Raw genomic sequence first — 18,699 nt, forward strand, 5'->3', positions numbered from 1 at the left:
TATTTTCCAGACTCTTTATTTTCTGCCTCTTTCTTAATCTCTGACCAGATCCAGGTGATGCCGAACGCCGGGCCCGGCCACCCCGTCAAAGCCCAAGGCGAACAAGCACTCGCGTTCGGCATCGCAGCTGACCCCTTGGCCAATAACATCCATGCCAATGGAGTGACAAAGGGTGACGATGCCATTCAGGAATGGCTGGGTATGTTGCTGGAGATGAATGTCTCGCACCAGCCAGGTATCGATCTTGATGTAGGACAGTCCAAGTTTCTGCAGCTCGGGCAGTTTGGCGAACTCGGGCCCTGCGCGCTCCAGTCCCAGCTTGCAGCCGTAAGAGCGCAGTTCGAGTGCCAATGGACGGATGATGTCCATGTGTCTGACCGCGATGGACTCCGGTATTTCGATCCACAGTTGGTTACTCGCTTCCGGGCGGCTCTTCAGATATTGGCTCAGTACCGCAATGAAACGGCTGTCGAACAAGACATCCCGGGACAGGCCGATGCTCAGTGGCTTGCCTTTCTGAACGATCGTTTCGAGGGCGATGTCGACGATGGACAGGTCGAAATCGGAGCTCAATCCGACGCGAGACAGCCAGGGTAGAAAGATGCCACCTGTTTGCCATTCGCCTTCCAGTTTCAGCTGTGCTGCGGCTTCGTAATGCATCAGTCGGCTGTGCTGATCGAGTACCGGGTGGCGAACCAGTCGAATACCGTCGAGTCGCTTGGCCTGGATCAATGCATGACGCCACTCCTTATGGGTGCTGTAGAGCTGTTGATGGGTATCGCGATTGACGACCTCGATGTTGTTGCCGCCTCGTGTTTCGGCCAGGGCCAGCGCGCCGTCCAGTGCGCTGAACAGCTCTCGCCTGTCATCACCACGGCTATAGCGTATGAGGGATATCGGCAGCAGAATATCGATCTGGGCCTCCTCGAGCTGATCGTGCAGCATTGTTTCCAGTTGCTGTTGCAGGGTCTGGGTGTCGTCGCAGCCGGGCAGCAGGATGGCAAAATCGCTGCCGTTCAAGCGTCCTACCTGACCGTGATCGTAATGAGAGCTTATATCGACGAGCATACTCACAAAATGAATCAGCAGCTGGTTGGTGGCCTTGTAACCTAACCGCTTGTTGAGGTCACCAAGGTCGAGCAAGCGCGCAAGCACGATATGGCCCGTGGCGGTGGCGCTGTCGTCGTTCAACACTATGTCGATGCGCTTGACGAAAATATCGCGTTTGATGACCCCGGTAACCTCGTCTTGCTGCAGCTGACGACGTAGATGATCGAGGGTCTGGCTTTCCTGGGCGAACAAGGTGCCCATGGTCACGGAAAGCTGATTCATGGCAGCTACCACTTCACGAAGTTCCCGGGTGCGAGGCTGCTCTTCACATACTGCGAAGTCGTGTTGGCCGATACCTCTGGCTTGCGTGATCACGGCCCGTAAAGGGCGCTTTATCGTTCCCACGATCCACCAGGCCAGTCCGGCGCTGATCAATGCTGCAATGGCAAACCAGCTCATCAGGTCGATCATGCTTTGCCACAGCAGTCGGTATGCATAGCCATAATGACTCTCGACGATGATCGTTGCGTATTGCTGCCAACCGTTCTGAATGACCGCCTGGCCCGGGGGGATGGAGAAGTCCACCCACTCGACGAACCACCCGGGTACTTCTGCAACGGGCGTGTCATCCACCCGTCGTAGCTGGGTATCTCCATCCGGGGTGACAAGCGCGATACGGCGGTAGTGGCCGGTATCGAACTGCGCGGCAATCAGTAGCTCCACTACCACCGGATCCTTGTCGAGCTGGCTCAGGGAAAGGGCCAGGGCATTGGCGTTGTCCGCATTCTTGATGCGCAGTTCCTGCTCGAAATACTGCGTGCTGGTCATCAAGCTGATGAACAAGCTGCCACCCAGGGAAATCAGCAACACTGCGAGAATGGTCAGCCATAATTGCTTGATCAATGACATCAATGAGTTCTCTCGTTGTGTCGGGTTTGAATGTCGGATCGTGTTTTTTCGTTCATAGCACTCCCTCCGCGGTCATGCGTTGCAGCACATTGCGCCAGCGTGATAGTCGTCGAGTGGGATCAGCCAGCGAATCCTGGGCGCCCCCGGTCCAGAGACCGTCGCTATTGAAGCTGAAGACAGGGGTGAGATCGCTGCGCTGGCTGGCAGGAAGAATGTCCGGCAACAGGTTATCCAGCACCAGAGGTTCGTCCGTAGGGGATTCGTAATAGCCCAACACCATGTGCGCTTGGATGATGTCGCTTCTGCCAATGCGCGCACGAACATAGATCATGCGCAGGCGTCGGCCGGGGATGCCAAGGGTTTTGAGGGTCTGATACTTGGCGATGGCGTAATCCTCGCAGTCGCCGGCTCCTTTGATGAGAGTCTCGAGAGGAGTCGCCCAGAAATCTTCTTTCCCCCAGATCTGGATGTCCTCGATCCAACGTATCCGATGATTGAAGAAGTCGTTGACACCGTTGAGTCGCTCGGTGGTACTGCGGTCTTGTAGATCACGTAGCAATCCAAGCCAGGCTTCGATCACCAAAACGCCGTCATGCCCATGTCGCTCGAGCATCAGCGAGCGCATTTGTTCCACATCCATGGCGGCATTGGCTAGCTCGCCATGACCGCCCCCCAGCGCCAGGGTCGCTACTGCGGCACCCAGAAGGAACCGGCGCCGGGATGGATTAAAGGAAGCGCCTTGCGGCGGTGCAGGCATAAGCAGGCGGCGCCCTCGTGTATGAAACGAAAAATGGCTTCGATCATACGTTCCAGCGGCACCATTCAATTGCTTCAGAAGACCCTATAATCGGGTCTATTTTGAACGTTGATAAACGGAGTCAGATGCGGATATGCATGGCTCAGCTATCCTGCAGCCGGCCGGCACGATTGAGCGCCGGATTGGCATACTGGGCCAACCACCAGTTCCGTAGATGTTCGGGAACGCTTTCGAGTCGCCGGGCGAAGCGTTCTCGATCGCTGTCATTGACTTCGCTCAAATCGACCAGATCCGGGGCGAGTCCACTGGCCTCGAGGGCCAGTTCGTGGCTGGGGAATAGATGGTAGCCGTTGAGTACCTGGCGTGTAATCTCCTCGGCAACCTGGTCCGGCGTCTCGAAATCCGCATCGAGCATGTGGCCGAAGTTCAGATGAATGCGACCCTTGTTACCGGTGATGCCGGATACAATGGAACGAATGTCTTCGAACTCGACTTTTTCGTAGCGGCCTTCGGTGTGCAGTGCATATAGCTCACACGCTTTTTGCAGGTCACAGGGATCGTACTCGTAGCTAATCGACACCGGCACCAGGCGCAGTTCGCGAATGGCATCGGCAAAGCTTGATTCCTTGTGCTGCTGGCGATGAGCCATGGTCAGCATCTTGATGATGGCCGGATCAGCACGGTCGATACCGTTCTTGGCACGCCCCTCGCGTTGGGCCAGCCACACCGAATGGTTGTCGACGCAGATCGAATGCCGAATATACCCGGAAAGCGCTTGGTAGGCGGCAAGCATGGCGCGCTTGCCTTTGGCGCTGCGTGGCACGATAAAGCTCTTGTTGAGCCGCATCAGGTCGGTGACATAGGGCTTTTGCAATAAGTTGTCGCCAATGGCGATACGTACCGTATTGCGGTCGGCTTGGTACAGCGCATAGTTCACAAAGGCGGGATCGAGAGTGATGTCACGATGATTGCCAATGAATAGATAGGCGGTATCGGGATCGAGCTTGTCCAATCCTGTTACCTCGAACCCATCGGTGCTGGTCGCCAGCATGCGCCGCATGTAGTAGGCAATATGTTCCTGGAGTTTGCCGACGCTATCCACGCCTCGCATCTGCCGTTTTACGGCAATACCCGCCAGCGCCCGCGCCAGCCAAGGCGCATGCCTTGCCAAGCGAGGAAGGCGATAATGGGTGATAGCATCGAGGAATTCTGTATCCTGCGCTAACCGCGCCAATACCGTGACGACCTCGTCGTCGTGATAAGGGCGAATATTTTCGTATAAATCTTGAGTCACTTTTTGGGTCATTGTGTTGGTGCAGTGGAGACGGCTTCGCCTCCTAGCCAGTCGATGAGTTGTTCGATAGCGTCTGCCAGTACCTTGGTCATTAGTGTGAAGTCGGTTTCCAGGCGTAGCACCGGATCGCCATCGTCCTCGGTCTGACTCGCCTCGTCGAGTAGCGTATCAGCGAAACGTAACGACTTTAATGCCAGATCGTCGCTGAGTATCATGGTCACGGCGTCGTTGACGGTAATGGCTAGGCGTGTGGCTTGCCGTCCTGCTTCGAGGGCGGTTTGTATCTCTTCGCAATCGAGATCCATCTGACGACCGCGAAGTACGCTCTCATCGCCGCTGAGTGCCTTGAGTTCCACCTGATCGCCCAGAATCAAGCCATCCGGGCGCTTGGATGCATCACCAAGCCATTCGGTCATTGCGCGAATGGGGGTAGTGCGCGTCGCCAAAGGTGTTACCTTGAGACTGCCCAGGGTCTCGCGCAGTAGATCGAGAATGTCCTCGGCACGTTTGCGGCTCGAGGCATTGACCCCAATGAGATTGCGCTTCGTGTCCCACCATAGATCGAAGCGCTGGGTGCGCACAAAAGCACGGGGCAGGAATTCTTCGTAGACTTGTTCTTTCAGCGCCTGCTTTTCCTGGCGCCGTAGAGGACGACCTTCTGCGGTTTCGATATCCGCGGCGCGGCTCCCGACTTCTTCATTGACCACTGACGCAGGCAGAAGACGTTCCTGGCGCAAGGCCGACAACAGGCGGTGGCCCTGAATCTCGTGCAGGCGTTGCTCGCTGGCGCGCCCGGCGGGGGCGCTCCAGCCAAGACGCCGGGCCTCGACGCCTCCCAACGGGCGAAATGCCTGCTCCTCAAGGGCCAAGACAAGGTCTTCATTGTTCAGTGCAGGTGCGTCATGTACGCGGTAAAGATGTAAGTGCTTGAACCACATGGTATCGCCTTGAGTAGAAGGAGACATATTATGGCTAATCGCCTAGGCGGGTACCAGTGTCGAATAGAGCAGGCAAAGTAACCGTGTTAACCGTTTTACCGAGAGCAGGGGAGCCAAACGCTTGGATAGTAAGAAAAGCATGCTTGGCAGGTATTGCTATATTAGCGGATGCCTTTTTAACTAACGGAAACTTTTAAACGGGAATCAGCAGCATGGATCATCGTATCGTCCGTTCCACCATACGTGTACGCGGTTTTCATCTTGATGGCTATGCTCATGTCAATAATGCGCGCTATCTGGAGTTTCTTGAGGAGGGACGCTGGGCCTATTTCGAACAGCAATTCGATCTGGCGGCTCTGTTCAATGAAGGCCTGGCGGTCGTGACCGTCAATTTGAATATCAACTATCGTCGCGCCGCGGTCATTCACGACGAATTGGAAGTTCTAACGTCGCTTTCCCATATTGATCAACGCAATGCCGTCATGCGTCAGGTGATCAATCGCGTGAGTGACGGCAAGTTGATCGCGCATGCGGATTTTACCTTCGTGGTACTCGATACCCGTACCAAGCGTTCTATACGCATCGAAGACAAGCTGCGTAACGTACTCGAACCCTTGGTACTGGAATGCTAAGCCTGAAGATGCTGACAGCATGAATCCCGCGCTGCCTAAATTGGCCGCGTAATGGTACAATCCGGCATCGTGTTGCCCGCTAGGGCGACCCTTGGATCGTGCCTTGTCAGCCATGCAGGCTCGGATAGGCGAGCAGGGTGACATGGCCAGGGTGCGATTCATCGATTGCTGTCTCACGCCAGCGCTAATTAGTTGTAGTGCAAAGGATTCAACGACCCATGGGTGACATCGCCAGAGAAATTCTGCCCGTCAATATCGAGGACGAGCTGAAACAGTCGTACCTTGATTACGCCATGAGCGTAATCATCGGTCGCGCACTGCCGGACGTGCGCGACGGTTTGAAGCCAGTGCATCGCCGGGTGCTGTTTGCCATGCATGAATTGAGCAACGACTGGAACAAAGCCTACAAGAAATCCGCGCGTATCGTCGGTGATGTCATCGGTAAGTATCACCCCCATGGTGACAGCGCCGTTTATGACACCATCGTGCGCATGGCTCAGAACTTTTCGATGCGCTATGTGCTGGTCGATGGTCAGGGCAACTTCGGTTCCATTGATGGCGATAGCGCTGCCGCGATGCGTTACACCGAGATACGCATGGCCAGGCTCTCCCATGAGATGTTGGCGGATCTCGAAAAGGATACCGTTGACTGGGTCGACAACTACGATGGCACCGAGCGCATTCCGGATGTTCTGCCTGCCAAGCTTCCCAACCTGCTGGTCAATGGCTCCTCCGGCATTGCCGTGGGCATGGCGACCAATATCCCGCCCCACAACATGGTCGAAGTCATCAACGGCTGCCTGGCCTTGATCGATGACTACACCCTGACCATCGACGACCTGATGGAGTACATTCCCGGCCCGGACTTTCCCACCGCGGGTATCATCAACGGCAGGGCGGGTATTCTCGAGGCCTACCGCACCGGTCGCGGGCGCATTTACGTGCGTGCCCAGCATACCATCGAGTACCACGAGAAGAGCGGGCGCGACCACATCGTCATCACCGAGTTGCCTTATCAGGTCAACAAGGCGCGCTTGATCGAAAAGATCGCCGAGCTGGTCAAGGAAAAGCGCATCGAGGGCATCGCTGAGCTGCGCGACGAGTCCGACAAGGACGGTCTGCGGGTAGTGATCGAGGTCAAGCGTGGCGAATCCGGCGAGGTGGTGGTCAATAATCTGTTCGCCCACACCCAGCTGCAGACCGTGTTCGGTATCAACATGGTGGCGCTGGAGAACGGTCAACCCAGGACGCTGAATCTCAAGGAGATCCTCGAAGCCTTCGTGCGCCATCGTCGCGAAGTGGTTACCCGCCGCACGTTGTACGAACTTAGGAAAGCGCGTGAGCGAGGCCACATCCTTGAGGGTCTGGCCGTCGCCATTTCCAACATCGACGAGGTGATCGAGCTGATCAAGGCCTCGCCGAGCGCCACCGAAGCCAAGGAGCGTCTGCTCGATCGTGCCTGGCAGCCGGGCCAGGTCACGGACATGCTGGATCGTGCCGGAGCCACGTCCTGCAAACCGGAAGATCTCGAAGAAGGCTTCGGGCTTTCCAACAACCGCCATGAATATCGGCTATCACCGGCTCAAGCCCAGGCGATTCTCGAGCTGCGTCTGCACCGCTTGACCGGGCTAGAGACCGAGAAGCTGCTCAACGAGTATCTGGGTATACTCGAGAAAATCGCCGAACTGAGCGAGATTCTGGCCTCGCCGGACCGTCTGCTCGAGGTCATTCGCGAGGAGTTGATCGCCATTCGCGATCAGTACGGAGACGCGCGCAAGACCGAGATTCAGGTTAGTCACCTCGATCTATCCATCGAGGACCTGATCAACGAGGAAGACATGGTGGTCACTATTTCCCGTAGTGGCTATGCCAAGACCCAGCCCATCACCGATTACCAGGCCCAGCGACGCGGCGGGCGCGGCAAGTCCGCGACCAGCATGAAGGATGAAGATATCATCGAGCATCTGCTGGTGGCCTCGACCCACGATACCGTGCTGCTGTTCTCCAACAAGGGCAAGGTCTACTGGCTCAAGGTCTACGAGATTCCCGCCGCCAGCCGCGGTTCCCGGGGCAAACCGTTGGTCAATCTTCTTCCCCTGGAAGAGGATGAAGCGATCAACGCCATGCTGCCAGTGCGGGAGTATCGCGAAGACAGCTTCATCTTCTTTGCTACCGCCAAGGGTACGGTCAAGCGCACCACCCTGGATCAGTTCTCGCGGCCGCGCAGTGTCGGTCTGATCGCCATCGACCTGGAAGAAGACGATCGCCTGGTGGGGGCTGCCATCACATCGGGAAGCGATCACGCCATGCTGCTGTCTTCCAACGGCAAGGCGATCCGTTTTGAGGAAACCAATGTACGCGCCATGGGGCGTACCGCCCGAGGCGTACGCGGGATGCGCCTGGCAAAAGACGCGGAAGTCATCAGTCTGATCATCCCTCAGACGACGCAGATCGACAGCGAGGCGGATGTCGAACTGGACGATGAGCAGGCTTCGGAAAGCACGGCGACCAATGGCAATGACGATCAGATCTATATCTTGACTGCCTCCGAGAAGGGCTATGGCAAGCGTACCCGCCTCGAAGAGTTTCCGCTGCGTAATCGTGGCGGCCAGGGCGTCATCGCCATGCAGACCAGTAGCCGTAATGGCGCGCTGGTGGCGGCCATGCAGGTGGCGACCAGCGACGAGATGATGTTGATCACCGATCGCGGCACTCTGGTGCGTACTCGGGTCTCGGAGGTGTCCACCACCTCGCGCAATACCCAAGGCGTCATGTTGATCCGTCTCGGTGAGCATGAGTCGCTGGTCAAGACGGTGCGGGTCGACGAGCCCGGCGAAGAAGCGGTATTGGACGGCGATGAAGTCGCCGATGGTGATGCTGCCTCGGAGGCTGTGCCAGGCGAAGATGCCGAACAGGCCGACGGCAGCGCCTCATCGGAGGGTGAAGTAAAAGATGGGCCGCATAAACCGGACACGCCAGATTCTCAGGAGTGAAGCGTTGCGACCGCCGCTAGTTTGGCGGTCGCTTTTTTTCGTCCCATGTCCGAGACGTACTGACAATGACACGCACGTATAATTTCTGTGCCGGCCCGGCCGCCGTACCTACGCCAGTACTGGAGCGCGCTCGGGAAGAGCTGCTCGATTATCAGGATCGCGGGCTCTCGGTAATGGAAATGAGCCATCGCAGCCCGGAGTTCGTCGCCATTGCCGAAACTGCCGAAGCGGACTTTCGTGCGCTGCTACAGGTGCCGGATAACTACAAGGTGCTGTTTTTGCAAGGCGGAGCCTCTGCGCAATTTGCCATGCTGCCTTACAACCTGCTGGGTAACGGCGGTACGCCGAACTATCTGTATACCGGTATCTGGGGCAAGAAGGCCATTGCCGAGGCCAGGCATTTGGGAGGCGCCCATATAGCGGCCTCCAGCGAAGCCAATGGCCTGACCGCCGTGCCCCGGCCGCAGGATATCCAGCTTTCTGCCGATGCGGCCTATCTGCACTACACCGACAACGAGACCATTGGCGGTCTCGCCTTCGACTACATTCCCGAGAGCGTCCCGGGGCGTTCTGAAGAAGTTCCTCTATGCTGCGATATGTCCTCGTCGATTCTTTCAGCGCCCCTCGATGTCTCACGTTTTGGGGTGATCTATGCCGGTGCTCAGAAGAATATCGGCCCGGCGGGGCTGACAATGGTCATCGTGCGTGACGATCTGCTCGACCGAGCCAAGCCCGAGACGCCGACCATGTTCAATTACCGGGTCATGGCGGAGAATGGCTCGATGTACAACACGCCACCTACCTATGGCTGGTACCTGGCGGGGTTGGTATTCGACTGGCTGAAAAACGACATTGGCGGCCTCGACGCCATGACGGCCATCAATGACCGTAAGGCGTCAAGGCTTTACGGCGCCATCGATGCCAGCGGCTTCTACAGCAACCCCATCGCGCCCCTCAATCGTTCGCGCATGAACGTGCCTTTCGTACTGGCGGATGAGTCCCTCAACGCGATGTTTCTCGAAGAAGCTGAAGCGGCAGGGCTGCTCAACCTCAAGGGGCATCGTAGCGTCGGTGGGATGCGGGCCAGCCTTTACAACGCCGTGAGTGAAGCAGCGGTAGAGGCGCTGGTGGATTTTATGAGCGATTTTGAAAAACGGCATGGCTAATACATGGCCAAGAAAGGAGTAGGGGTATGAGCGAGTCCCCGGTCGACCTCGATGAATTACGTGATCGCATCGATCAAATCGATGGCGAGATTCTACGCTTGATCAGCGAGCGAGCCAGCTGTGCCCAGCAGGTTGCCCAGGTCAAGACGGCTTCCGATCCAGGCGCGGCCTTCTATCGCCCTGAGCGGGAAGCCACGGTGCTCAGGCGTATCATGGCACTCAACAATGGGCCGCTGGATTCCGAGGAAATGGCGCGGCTGTTTCGCGAGATCATGTCTGCCTGTCTGGCGCTGGAACAGCCGATCAAGGTGGCCTATCTAGGGCCCGAAGGCACTTTCACTCAGCAGGCCACCCTCAAGCATTTCGGCGATAGCGCCAACAGTCTACCCATGGCGGCCATCGACGAGGTTTTTCGCGAGGTCGAGGCCGGCGCCGCCCACTATGGCGTGGTGCCGGTAGAGAACTCCACGGAAGGGGTGATCAACCATACCCTGGACTCCTTCATGGACTCCTCGATGCGAATCTGTGGCGAGGTGGTGCTGCGCATTCATCACCATTTGCTGGTGGCCGGTACCACGCGCCGGGACAAGATCTCGCGCATCTACTCCCACCCGCAGTCCTTCGCCCAGTGTCGCAAGTGGCTGGATGCGCACTATCCCCATGCCGAACGCGTGCCGGTCTCGTCCAATGCGGAAGCCGCACGGCTGATCAAGACCGAGTGGCATAGTGCCGCCATTGCCGGAGACATGGCGGGCAAGCTCTACGAGCTCGAGAGGATCGCGGAGAAGATCGAGGATCGTCCGGATAATTCCACGCGCTTTCTGATCATCGGCAATCAGGATGTCGCCTTGTCCGGAGACGACAAGACCTCCCTGGTGGTGGCGATGCGCAACCAGCCCGGCGCACTGCACGACCTGCTTGAGCCGTTTCATCGCCACCAGATCGACCTGACCCGCCTGGAAACCCGGCCGTCGCGATCCGGCGTGTGGAACTATGTGTTCTTCATCGACTTGAAAGGGCATTGTGATCAACCGGAAGTGGCGGCGGTGCTGGAAGAAGTACGCCTACGCGCTGCCGAGGTGAAGGTACTGGGATCCTACCCTCAGGGTGTGCTCTAGCATGGCAGTGCCACAACAAGGCTTGCAGTGTGCCAGTGACGTCTTCGAACCCCGACTTTTGATCGTCGGGCTCGGGCTGATTGGCGGCTCATTGGCAGGCGCCCTCAAGACCGCGGGGTTTCAAGGCGAGATCGTCGCCTGCGACCAGGATGCCAACGAGATCGCCCGGGGCCTCGAGATGGGGCTGATCGATGCCGGCGGCACCGAGCTCGGGCCTCTGGTGCCGGGCAGCTCGATGATCCTGCTGGCAGTGCCGGTGTTGGCCATGGAGTCCGTCTTGCAGGCATTGGCGCCGCTGATCGAAGATCAGGTGGTGACCGATGTCGGCAGTACCAAGCTGGCGATTCGCGCCGCGGCGAAGCGCGTGTTCGGAAGATTGCCACCCACTATGGTGCTGGGGCACCCGATTGCCGGCTCGGAAAAGAGCGGGGTGGCCGCCTCCAATGCCTCCCTGTATCGGCAGCACAAGGTCATTCTTACCCCTCAGGCTGACACCGACCCCGACGCCTTGCGGCGTGTCCATGCGTTATGGGCAGCTTGCGGTGCCGAGGTGCTGGAAATGACGGTGGAGCGCCACGATGAGGTGCTGGCGCGTACAAGTCACTTGCCGCATCTTCTGGCGTTTTCTCTGGTCGATACCCTGGCGCGCCAGGATGAGCGGCTGGAGATTTTTCGCTATGCCGCCGGCGGATTTCGCGATTTTACCCGCATCGCCGGCAGCGATCCGGTCATGTGGCGCGATATCTTCAGCGCCAATCGCGATGCCCTGTTGACGGCATTGGATGACTTCGAGAGTGGTGTCGCACGCTTGAGAAAAGCCATTGAAAGTGGCGATGAGGATGCCCTGCTGTCCACTCTTGATCGGGCTAGTCATGCCCGACACTATTTCGATACGTTACTGAACAAGACGAGATACCAGACAATGGAACCACGTAATGTCCGCTATCGCGCCCGTCCGGGCGGTAGTGTCAGCGGCTCGATCCGAGTGCCCGGCGACAAGTCGATCTCCCATCGGGCCATCATGCTCGGCGCCCTGGCTGAGGGCGTCACCCAGGTGCAGGGATTTCTCGAAGGCGAGGATAGCCTGGCGACACTGCAGGCCTTTCGCGAAATGGGGGTTGCCATTGAAGGGCCGCACCAGGGGCGTGTGACCATTCATGGCGTTGGCATGCACGGCTTGAAGAAGCCCGCGGGGCCGCTTTATGTAGGCAATGCGGGCACCGCCATGCGCCTGTTCGCCGGGCTGCTGGCCGGGCAATCCTTCGATACCGAGCTGACAGGCGATGCATCGTTGACCAAGCGACCCATGGCCCGAGTCGCGGATCCGCTGCGAGAAATGGGCGCGGTCATCGAGACCGCCGCCGATCAGCGTCCGCCGCTTACCATTCGAGGCGGTCAGCAGTTGAAGGGCATCGTCTACGACATGCCCATGGCCAGCGCTCAGGTCAAGTCCTGCCTGTTGCTGGCCGGTCTTTACGCCGAGGGCGAAACCCGAGTGCGTGAGCCGGCCCCGACCCGAGACCATACTGAGCGCATGCTCAACGGCTTTGGTTACCCAGTGCAGCGCGAGGGCGATATTGCCTGGCTCGAAGGTGGCGGTCGTCTAACCGCCGGCCCTATCGATGTACCCTCGGATATCTCCTCGGCGACCTTCTTCCTGGTCGCCGCTGCGATCACGCCGGGGGCGGATCTGATGCTTGAGCACGTTGGCATCAATCCGACGCGTATCGGCGTGATCAATATTCTCAAGGCCATGGGAGCGGATCTCGAGTTGATAGATGAGCACGAAGTGGGTGGCGAGCCGGTAGCCAACATTCACATTCGCTATCGGCCACTTACGGGGATCGACATTCCTGAGGAGCAAGTGCCCCTGGCCATCGATGAGTTTCCGGCGCTGTTCATCGCTGCCGCCAATGCGGCAGGCACGACTCGACTGAGGGGTGCCGAGGAACTGCGGGTCAAGGAGTCCGATCGGCTTCAGGCCATGGCGGATGGCTTGAGCACATTGGGTGTCGAGACCACGCTCCATGCGGATGGCATCGATATTTCAGGTCGCGATCAAGACCGGGGAGCCGACGAGCCCAGCTATGGGGGTGGTCATGTCGATAGCCTGGGCGATCATCGCATTGCCATGTCGTTTGCCATAGCCAGCCTGCGGGCTAGCGATGACATCGTCATTGATGACTGCGCCAATGTGGCCACCTCGTTTCCCGGCTTCGTCGAGCTGGCACGTCGTGTAGGGCTTAACCTGGAGGAGCAAGCGTGACAAATGCACAAGAGCCGGTGCTGGCCATCGATGGCCCGGGCGGCGCCGGAAAAGGGACGGTCAGCCGTTTGATTGCAGAGCGGCTGGGTTGGCACTTGCTCGATTCCGGGGCGCTTTATCGTCTGACCGCGCACGCCGCTGGCAAGCATGGTGTGGCGCTTGATGACGAGGCAGGTCTGGCAGAGCTTGCCGAAACCCTGGACGTGGCTTTTCTCGCTGAAAATGGCAATGCTCGGGTCATTCTCGAAGGGGAGGATGTCAGCCGGGCGATTCGTACCGAGGAGACCGGCGAGCGTGCCTCTCGTGTGGCGGTTCTGCAAAGGGTGCGCGACGCTCTGCTGGATCGTCAGCGGGGCTTTCAAAAATCCCCGGGTCTGGTCGCCGATGGACGGGATATGGGGACGGTGGTTTTCCCCCACGCCACCCTTAAGATTTTCCTTACCGCATCGGCTCAGGAGCGGGCTCGGCGCCGGTTCTACCAGTTGCAGGAAAGCGGCGTGAATGCTAGTCTATCGAGTCTTTTAAACGAGATACAGGCTCGGGATGCACGTGACATGCAGCGTGCGGTAGCCCCCCTCAAGGCGGCAAGCGATGCCGTTGAGTTGGATACCACCGAGTTGTCGATACCGGACGTGGTGGATCGTATTCAGAGGCTACTGGCCGAATCAGGCCTCAAGCCCTCAATTTGAATGCTTCGTCAAGCAAACGACACTTCCGGACCCCGTAACGATGTCATGATGTAAATCGGTATTTCGTGTGGCAAGCCGATTTGGGTCGAACCAGCGCTAACATCTTCGGGGAACATGTAGATTAGGCCCGCGTTTGCTGGTGACGCGGAGAAGGCGACAACCGCCATCAACGTTGATTACGTAGGATGCTCATGAGCGAAAGCTTTGCTGAACTGTTTGAACAATCTCTCCAGGATATCAATATGGAGCCCGGTGCCATCGTCATGGCCACCGTGGTGGATATCGAGAACGACTGGATCACTGTCAATGCTGGCCTGAAATCCGAGGGCCAGATTCCGGCTTCTCAGTTCAAGGACGACAATGGCGAGCTGACCATTGGCATCGGTGACGAAGTTAAGGTTGCACTTGAAGCCGTTGAAGATGGTTTCGGTGAAACGCGTCTGTCCCGTGAAAAGGCCAAGCGTGCCGAAGCCTGGAAGGAACTCGAAGCGGCTTTCGAGAAAGACGAAATCGTCAAGGGTGTGATCAACGGCAAGGTAAAGGGTGGTTTTACCGTCGATGTCGCCTCCATCCGCGCTTTCCTGCCGGGTTCCCTGGTAGATGTGCGCCCGGTACGCGATACCGCGCACCTGGAAAACAAGGAACTGGATTTCAAAGTCATCAAGCTCGATCCTAAGCGCAACAACGTGGTGGTTTCGCGTCGCGCCGTGCTTGAAGCTGAAAACAGCGCCGAGCGTGAAGCGCTGCTGGCAACCCTGCAGGAAGGTCAGCAGATCAACGGTATCGTCAAAAATCTGACCGATTACGGCGCCTTTGTCGATCTGGGCGGCGTCGATGGCCTGTTGCACATCACCGATATGGCCTGGAAGCGCATCAAGCATCCGAGCGAGATCGTCGGGGTTGGCGATGAAATCAACGTCAAGGTGCTCAAGTTCGACCGCGAGCGCAATCGCGTATCCCTTGGCTTGAAGCAGCTGGGCGAAGATCCCTGGGTCAACATCAAGGATCGCTATCCGGAAGGCATGAAGGTCAATGCCCACGTCACGAATCTGACCGATTACGGCTGTTTCGCCGAGTTGGAAGAGGGTGTAGAGGGTCTGGTTCACGTCTCCGAAATGGACTGGACCAACAAGAACATCCATCCCTCCAAGGTCGTTCAGGTGGGAGACGAAGTCGAAGTCATGGTGCTGGATATCGACGAGGAGCGTCGCCGCATCTCTCTGGGTATCAAGCAGTGCACCACCAATCCCTGGGAAGACTTCAGCGGTCGTTACAACAAGGGCGATCGTGTCTCCGGCACCATCAAGTCGATCACCGATTTCGGTATCTTCATCGGTCTGGAAGGCGGTATCGACGGTCTGGTTCACCTGTCCGATATCTCCTGGTCGGAAACCGGTGAGGAAGCCGTGCGTCAGTTCAAGAAGGGCGATGAGGCCGAGGCTGTCATTCTGTCCATCGATCCTGAGCGCGAGCGTATCTCTCTGGGCATCAAGCAGCTCGAAAGCGATCCGGTCTCCGAGTTCCTGGCGGTCAACGACAAGGGTGCCATCGTCACCGGTCGTGTCGTCGAGGTCGATGCCAAGGAAGCGCATGTCGAGCTGGCGACCGACGTAGTGGCAGTGCTCAAGGCATCCGAGATCAGTGCCGATCGCGTCGAAGATGCGCGCAACGTGCTGAGCGAAGGCGACAGTGTCGAGGCTCGTATCCTTGGCGTAGATCGCAAGAATCGCGGCATCACGCTCTCGATCAAGGCCAAAGACCAGACTGATACCCGTCGCAACATGGGTAAACTGCGCGAACAGGAAGCCGAAAGCGGTGGTCCGACCACCATCGGCGATCTGATCAAGCAGCAGATGGGTCAGGACTGATCTTTTGCCTCAAATTTCTACGCTCTATATAAAGCGTAGAAATGGCGAAAATCTAATGAAAACTAACGCGGCCTCTTCAGAGGCCGCGTTTTTTTGGCTTATTCGCTACGCTTTTCGATGGCGCTCAACAAACCGCGCAGAATGGAAAGCTCCTTGCGGCTTGGCTGTGCACGGGCGAAGAGGGCATGCAAGTGTTCTTCGGTACGCGCATGAGGCTGGGTGAGAAAGCCGATATCCTTCATGACGCGCTGCAGATGATCGTGAAAATGCGCCAATTGTTCCTGATTGGGCAATGGGGGCTTGCGGCTTGGTGCCAGCTGGCTATGAGATTCCAGGCGCTGCTGTGCGCGTAATAACTCATAGCAAAGCACCTGTACTGCCTGAGAGATGTTCAGTACGCCGTAGTCAGGATTGGCGGGAATGCTGACCTGGTGCGTGCAGTGGTGGATTTCGTCATTGGTTAAACCGGAGCGCTCGCGCCCGAATACCAAGGCTACTGGTTCTTTCTGGGCAACTGCAATGGCATCTTCAGCCATTCGGTCGGGTTCATCGAAATGGGGTAACGGCAAGTTTCGCAGGCGAGCACTGGCGCCGATCACCTGAACGCAGTCGGCAACCGCCTCGGCCAAGGTAGTCGTGACGGTAGCATTGGTAATGATGTCCTCGGCACCGGCGGCGAGTCGCGTGGCTTCATCATCAGGAAAACAGCGCGGATTGACCAGTGTCAGTCGGGACAGGCCCATGGTTTTCATGGCCCGAGCGCTGGCACCAATATTGCCCGGATGGAAGGTCTGGACGAGAATGATTCGAATGTTGGAAAGCATCGGCTTCACGGGTCGGCATGGTGGAAAATGCCAGTGTACGCGAGCCGTTGGGCACCTGCAGGTTGGCTTGCGCCATGAAAAGAAAAACCCCGCTGAACATGTCAGCGGGGTTCGTTGGTCAGGCTAGATTCAGTCGCCTGAGAGGGTCCGGCTTGGGCTTACATCATGCCGCCCATACCACCCATGCCGCCCATGTCCGGGGCGCCACCGGCTTCTTTCTCCTCCGGGTCCTCGGCGATCATCGCTTCGGTGGTGATCATCAGGCCTGCCACGGAACCAGCGGACTGCAGCGCAGAGCGGGTAACCTTGGCCGGGTCGAGAACACCCATCTCGAACAGATCGCCGTATTCGCCGGTCTGAGCGTTGTAGCCGTGATTGCCTTCGCTATCCTTGATGCGATTGACGATGACGGAAGCTTCTTCGCCGGCGTTGGTCACGATCTGTCGTAGCGGTGACTCCATGGCGCGCAACGCGATGGCAATGCCGTGGGTCTGGTCTTCGTTATCGCCCTTGAGATCCTTGATCCGGGTCAGGATACGGATCAGGGCGGTACCGCCCCCAGGCACGACACCTTCTTCAACGGCTGCGCGGGTGGAGTGCAGGGCGTCTTCGACGCGAGCCTTCTTCTCCTTCATTTCCACTTCGGTAGCGGCACCAACGCGGATGACGGCAACACCGCCTGCCAGCTTGGCGACACGCTCCTGGAGCTTCTCGCGATCGTAGTCGGAAGACGTATCTTCGATCTGAGCGCGGATCTGGCTAACGCGTGCTTCGATATCGTTTTCAGCACCGGCGCCATCGATGATGGTGGTGTTTTCCTTGGACATGGTAATGCGCTTGGCATTGCCCAGGTGATCCAGATTCGCCTGCTCGAGGGTAAGCCCGACTTCTTCTGAAATCACGGTACCACCGGTGAGTACAGCGATATCCTGCAGCATGGCCTTGCGACGGTCACCGAAACCAGGCGCCTTGGCAGCTGCGACCTTGACGATGCCGCGCATGTTGTTGACGACCAGAGTCGCCAGCGCTTCGCCTTCGATGTCCTCGGAGATGATCACCAGCGGCTTGCCAGCCTTGGCGACGCTTTCGAGTACCGGCAACAGTTCGCGAATGTTGGAGACCTTCTTGTCCACCAGCAGCAGGAGCGGGTCTTCCAGCTCGACCGCCATAGTGTCCTGGTTGGTCACGAAGTAGGGCGACAGATAGCCGCGATCGAACTGCATGCCTTCGACCACTTCCAGCTCGTCCTCGAAGCCACGTCCTTCATCGACGGTAATGACGCCTTCCTTACCAACTTTTTCCATCGCTTCGGCGATGATCTGGCCGATACGCGCATCGCCGTTGGCAGAGATTGTACCTACCTGAGCGATGGCCTTTGAATCGGTGCAGGGGACCGCCAGCTGCTCGATCTCCTTGACCGCGGCAATGATTGCCTGATCGATCCCGCGCTTGAGGTCCATCGGGTTCATGCCAGCGGTGACGCCCTTGAGGCCTTCGTTGACAATGGATTGCGCCAGCACAGTTGCGGTGGTGGTGCCGTCGCCGGCTACATCGGAGGTCTTGGAGGCAACTTCCTTGACCATCTGCGCGCCCATGTTCTCGAACCTGTCCTTGAGTTCGATCTCCTTGGCGACGGAGACGCCATCCTTGGTAACGGTTGGCGCACCAAAGGATTTTTCGAGTACGACATTGCGCCCCTTGGGGCCTAGCGTCGCTTTTACGGCATCAGCGAGAACGTTGACGCCACGAGCCATACGCTTGCGCGCATCATCTGAAAACTTGATCTGTTTTGCTGCCATTGTGGTTGCTTCCTGAAGTCAGTGCTTGTAAAGAAGTTCGGAGTAATAAGTATTGCGGCGCCTGCTGCTGATCAGCCTTCCACAACCGCGAGGATGTCGGTTTCGCTCATGATCAGCACTTCTTCACCATCGATTTTCTGCTTCTCGACGCCAAAACCTTCCTTGAAGATGACGGTATCGCCGACTTTTACATCCAGAGGGCGTACTTCGCCATTATCGAGGATCCGGCCATTGCCGACAGCGAGAATTTCACCCCGAGTCGGTTTTTCCTGGGCGTTGCCCGGAAGCACGATGCCGCCAGCGGTTTTTTGCTCTTCTTCGACGCGACGTACAACGACGCGATCGTGCAAGGGACGGATATTCATTGCTCACGTTCTCCTAATGGTTTCATGACTC

14 protein-coding genes are annotated in these 18,699 nt (G+C 57.8%); 7 read left to right on the top strand and 7 right to left on the bottom strand.

All coding sequences use genetic code 11. The features are described from left to right. Positions 1 to 33: 33 nt before the first annotated feature. From H7850_RS03690 to H7850_RS03705, 4 genes are all read right to left on the bottom strand, one after another. A complete protein-coding gene (locus tag H7850_RS03690; RefSeq protein ID WP_227368030.1) occupies positions 34 to 1,959 on the bottom strand; it encodes a LapD/MoxY N-terminal periplasmic domain-containing protein in 1,926 nt (641 codons plus the stop codon). Positions 1,960 to 2,011: 52 nt separating this feature from the next. Further along, complete coding sequence (locus H7850_RS03695) at positions 2,012 to 2,716, bottom strand: transglutaminase-like cysteine peptidase (RefSeq protein ID WP_227368031.1); 705 nt, start codon at positions 2,714 to 2,716, stop codon at positions 2,012 to 2,014. A gap of 142 nt (positions 2,717 to 2,858) precedes the next feature. Beyond that, a complete protein-coding gene (locus H7850_RS03700; RefSeq protein ID WP_227368032.1) occupies positions 2,859 to 4,022 on the bottom strand; it encodes a 1-acyl-sn-glycerol-3-phosphate acyltransferase in 1,164 nt (387 codons plus the stop codon). Continuing rightward, on the bottom strand, positions 4,019 to 4,948 hold the full coding sequence (locus H7850_RS03705) for a recombination-associated protein RdgC (RefSeq protein WP_227368033.1): 930 nt from the start codon (positions 4,946 to 4,948) through the stop codon (positions 4,019 to 4,021). Before H7850_RS03705 ends, H7850_RS03700 begins: the two co-directional genes overlap by 4 nt. A gap of 212 nt (positions 4,949 to 5,160) precedes the next feature. On the opposite strand from H7850_RS03705, the gene H7850_RS03710 reads away from it, so the two are divergent. The 7 genes from H7850_RS03710 (at position 5,161) to rpsA (ending at position 15,680) form a co-directional block, all read left to right on the top strand. Further along, complete coding sequence (locus tag H7850_RS03710) at positions 5,161 to 5,580, top strand: acyl-CoA thioesterase (RefSeq protein ID WP_227368034.1); 420 nt, start codon at positions 5,161 to 5,163, stop codon at positions 5,578 to 5,580. Between the two features lie 218 nt (positions 5,581 to 5,798). Then, positions 5,799 to 8,573 carry a DNA gyrase subunit A gene (gene gyrA, locus H7850_RS03715; protein ID WP_227368035.1) on the top strand — a complete coding sequence of 925 codons (2,775 nt, stop codon included), beginning with the start codon at positions 5,799 to 5,801 and terminating at the stop codon, positions 8,571 to 8,573. A gap of 65 nt (positions 8,574 to 8,638) precedes the next feature. Further along, a complete protein-coding gene (gene serC, locus H7850_RS03720) occupies positions 8,639 to 9,739 on the top strand; it encodes a 3-phosphoserine/phosphohydroxythreonine transaminase (protein ID WP_227368036.1) in 1,101 nt (366 codons plus the stop codon). A gap of 26 nt (positions 9,740 to 9,765) precedes the next feature. Continuing rightward, complete coding sequence (gene pheA, locus H7850_RS03725) at positions 9,766 to 10,857, top strand: prephenate dehydratase (protein WP_227368037.1); 1,092 nt, start codon at positions 9,766 to 9,768, stop codon at positions 10,855 to 10,857. 1 nt (position 10,858) lies between these two features. Beyond that, positions 10,859 to 13,123, top strand: a complete 2,265-nt coding sequence (locus H7850_RS03730) for a bifunctional prephenate dehydrogenase/3-phosphoshikimate 1-carboxyvinyltransferase (RefSeq protein ID WP_227368038.1) — start codon at positions 10,859 to 10,861, stop codon at positions 13,121 to 13,123. Then, positions 13,120 to 13,812, top strand: coding sequence for a (d)CMP kinase (gene cmk / locus H7850_RS03735; protein WP_227368039.1), 693 nt, complete (start codon positions 13,120 to 13,122; stop codon positions 13,810 to 13,812). Before H7850_RS03730 ends, cmk begins: the two co-directional genes overlap by 4 nt. 191 nt (positions 13,813 to 14,003) lie before the next feature. After that, positions 14,004 to 15,680, top strand: a complete 1,677-nt coding sequence (gene rpsA / locus H7850_RS03740) for a 30S ribosomal protein S1 (RefSeq protein WP_227368040.1) — start codon at positions 14,004 to 14,006, stop codon at positions 15,678 to 15,680. Between the two features lie 98 nt (positions 15,681 to 15,778). Here the strand turns inward: rpsA and H7850_RS03745 are convergent, their stop codons facing one another. The 3 genes from H7850_RS03745 to H7850_RS03755 form a co-directional block, all read right to left on the bottom strand. Further along, a complete protein-coding gene (locus H7850_RS03745; protein ID WP_227368041.1) occupies positions 15,779 to 16,504 on the bottom strand; it encodes an RNA methyltransferase in 726 nt (241 codons plus the stop codon). Positions 16,505 to 16,662: 158 nt separating this feature from the next. After that, positions 16,663 to 18,303, bottom strand: a complete 1,641-nt coding sequence (gene groL, locus H7850_RS03750; protein ID WP_227368042.1) for a chaperonin GroEL — start codon at positions 18,301 to 18,303, stop codon at positions 16,663 to 16,665. Positions 18,304 to 18,374: 71 nt separating this feature from the next. Beyond that, a complete protein-coding gene (locus H7850_RS03755; protein WP_048308681.1) occupies positions 18,375 to 18,668 on the bottom strand; it encodes a co-chaperone GroES in 294 nt (97 codons plus the stop codon). Positions 18,669 to 18,699 lie beyond the last annotated feature (31 nt).

Source organism: Halomonas sp. M20 (genome assembly GCF_020622265.1).
Classification (GTDB): Bacteria; Pseudomonadota; Gammaproteobacteria; order Pseudomonadales; family Halomonadaceae; genus Modicisalibacter.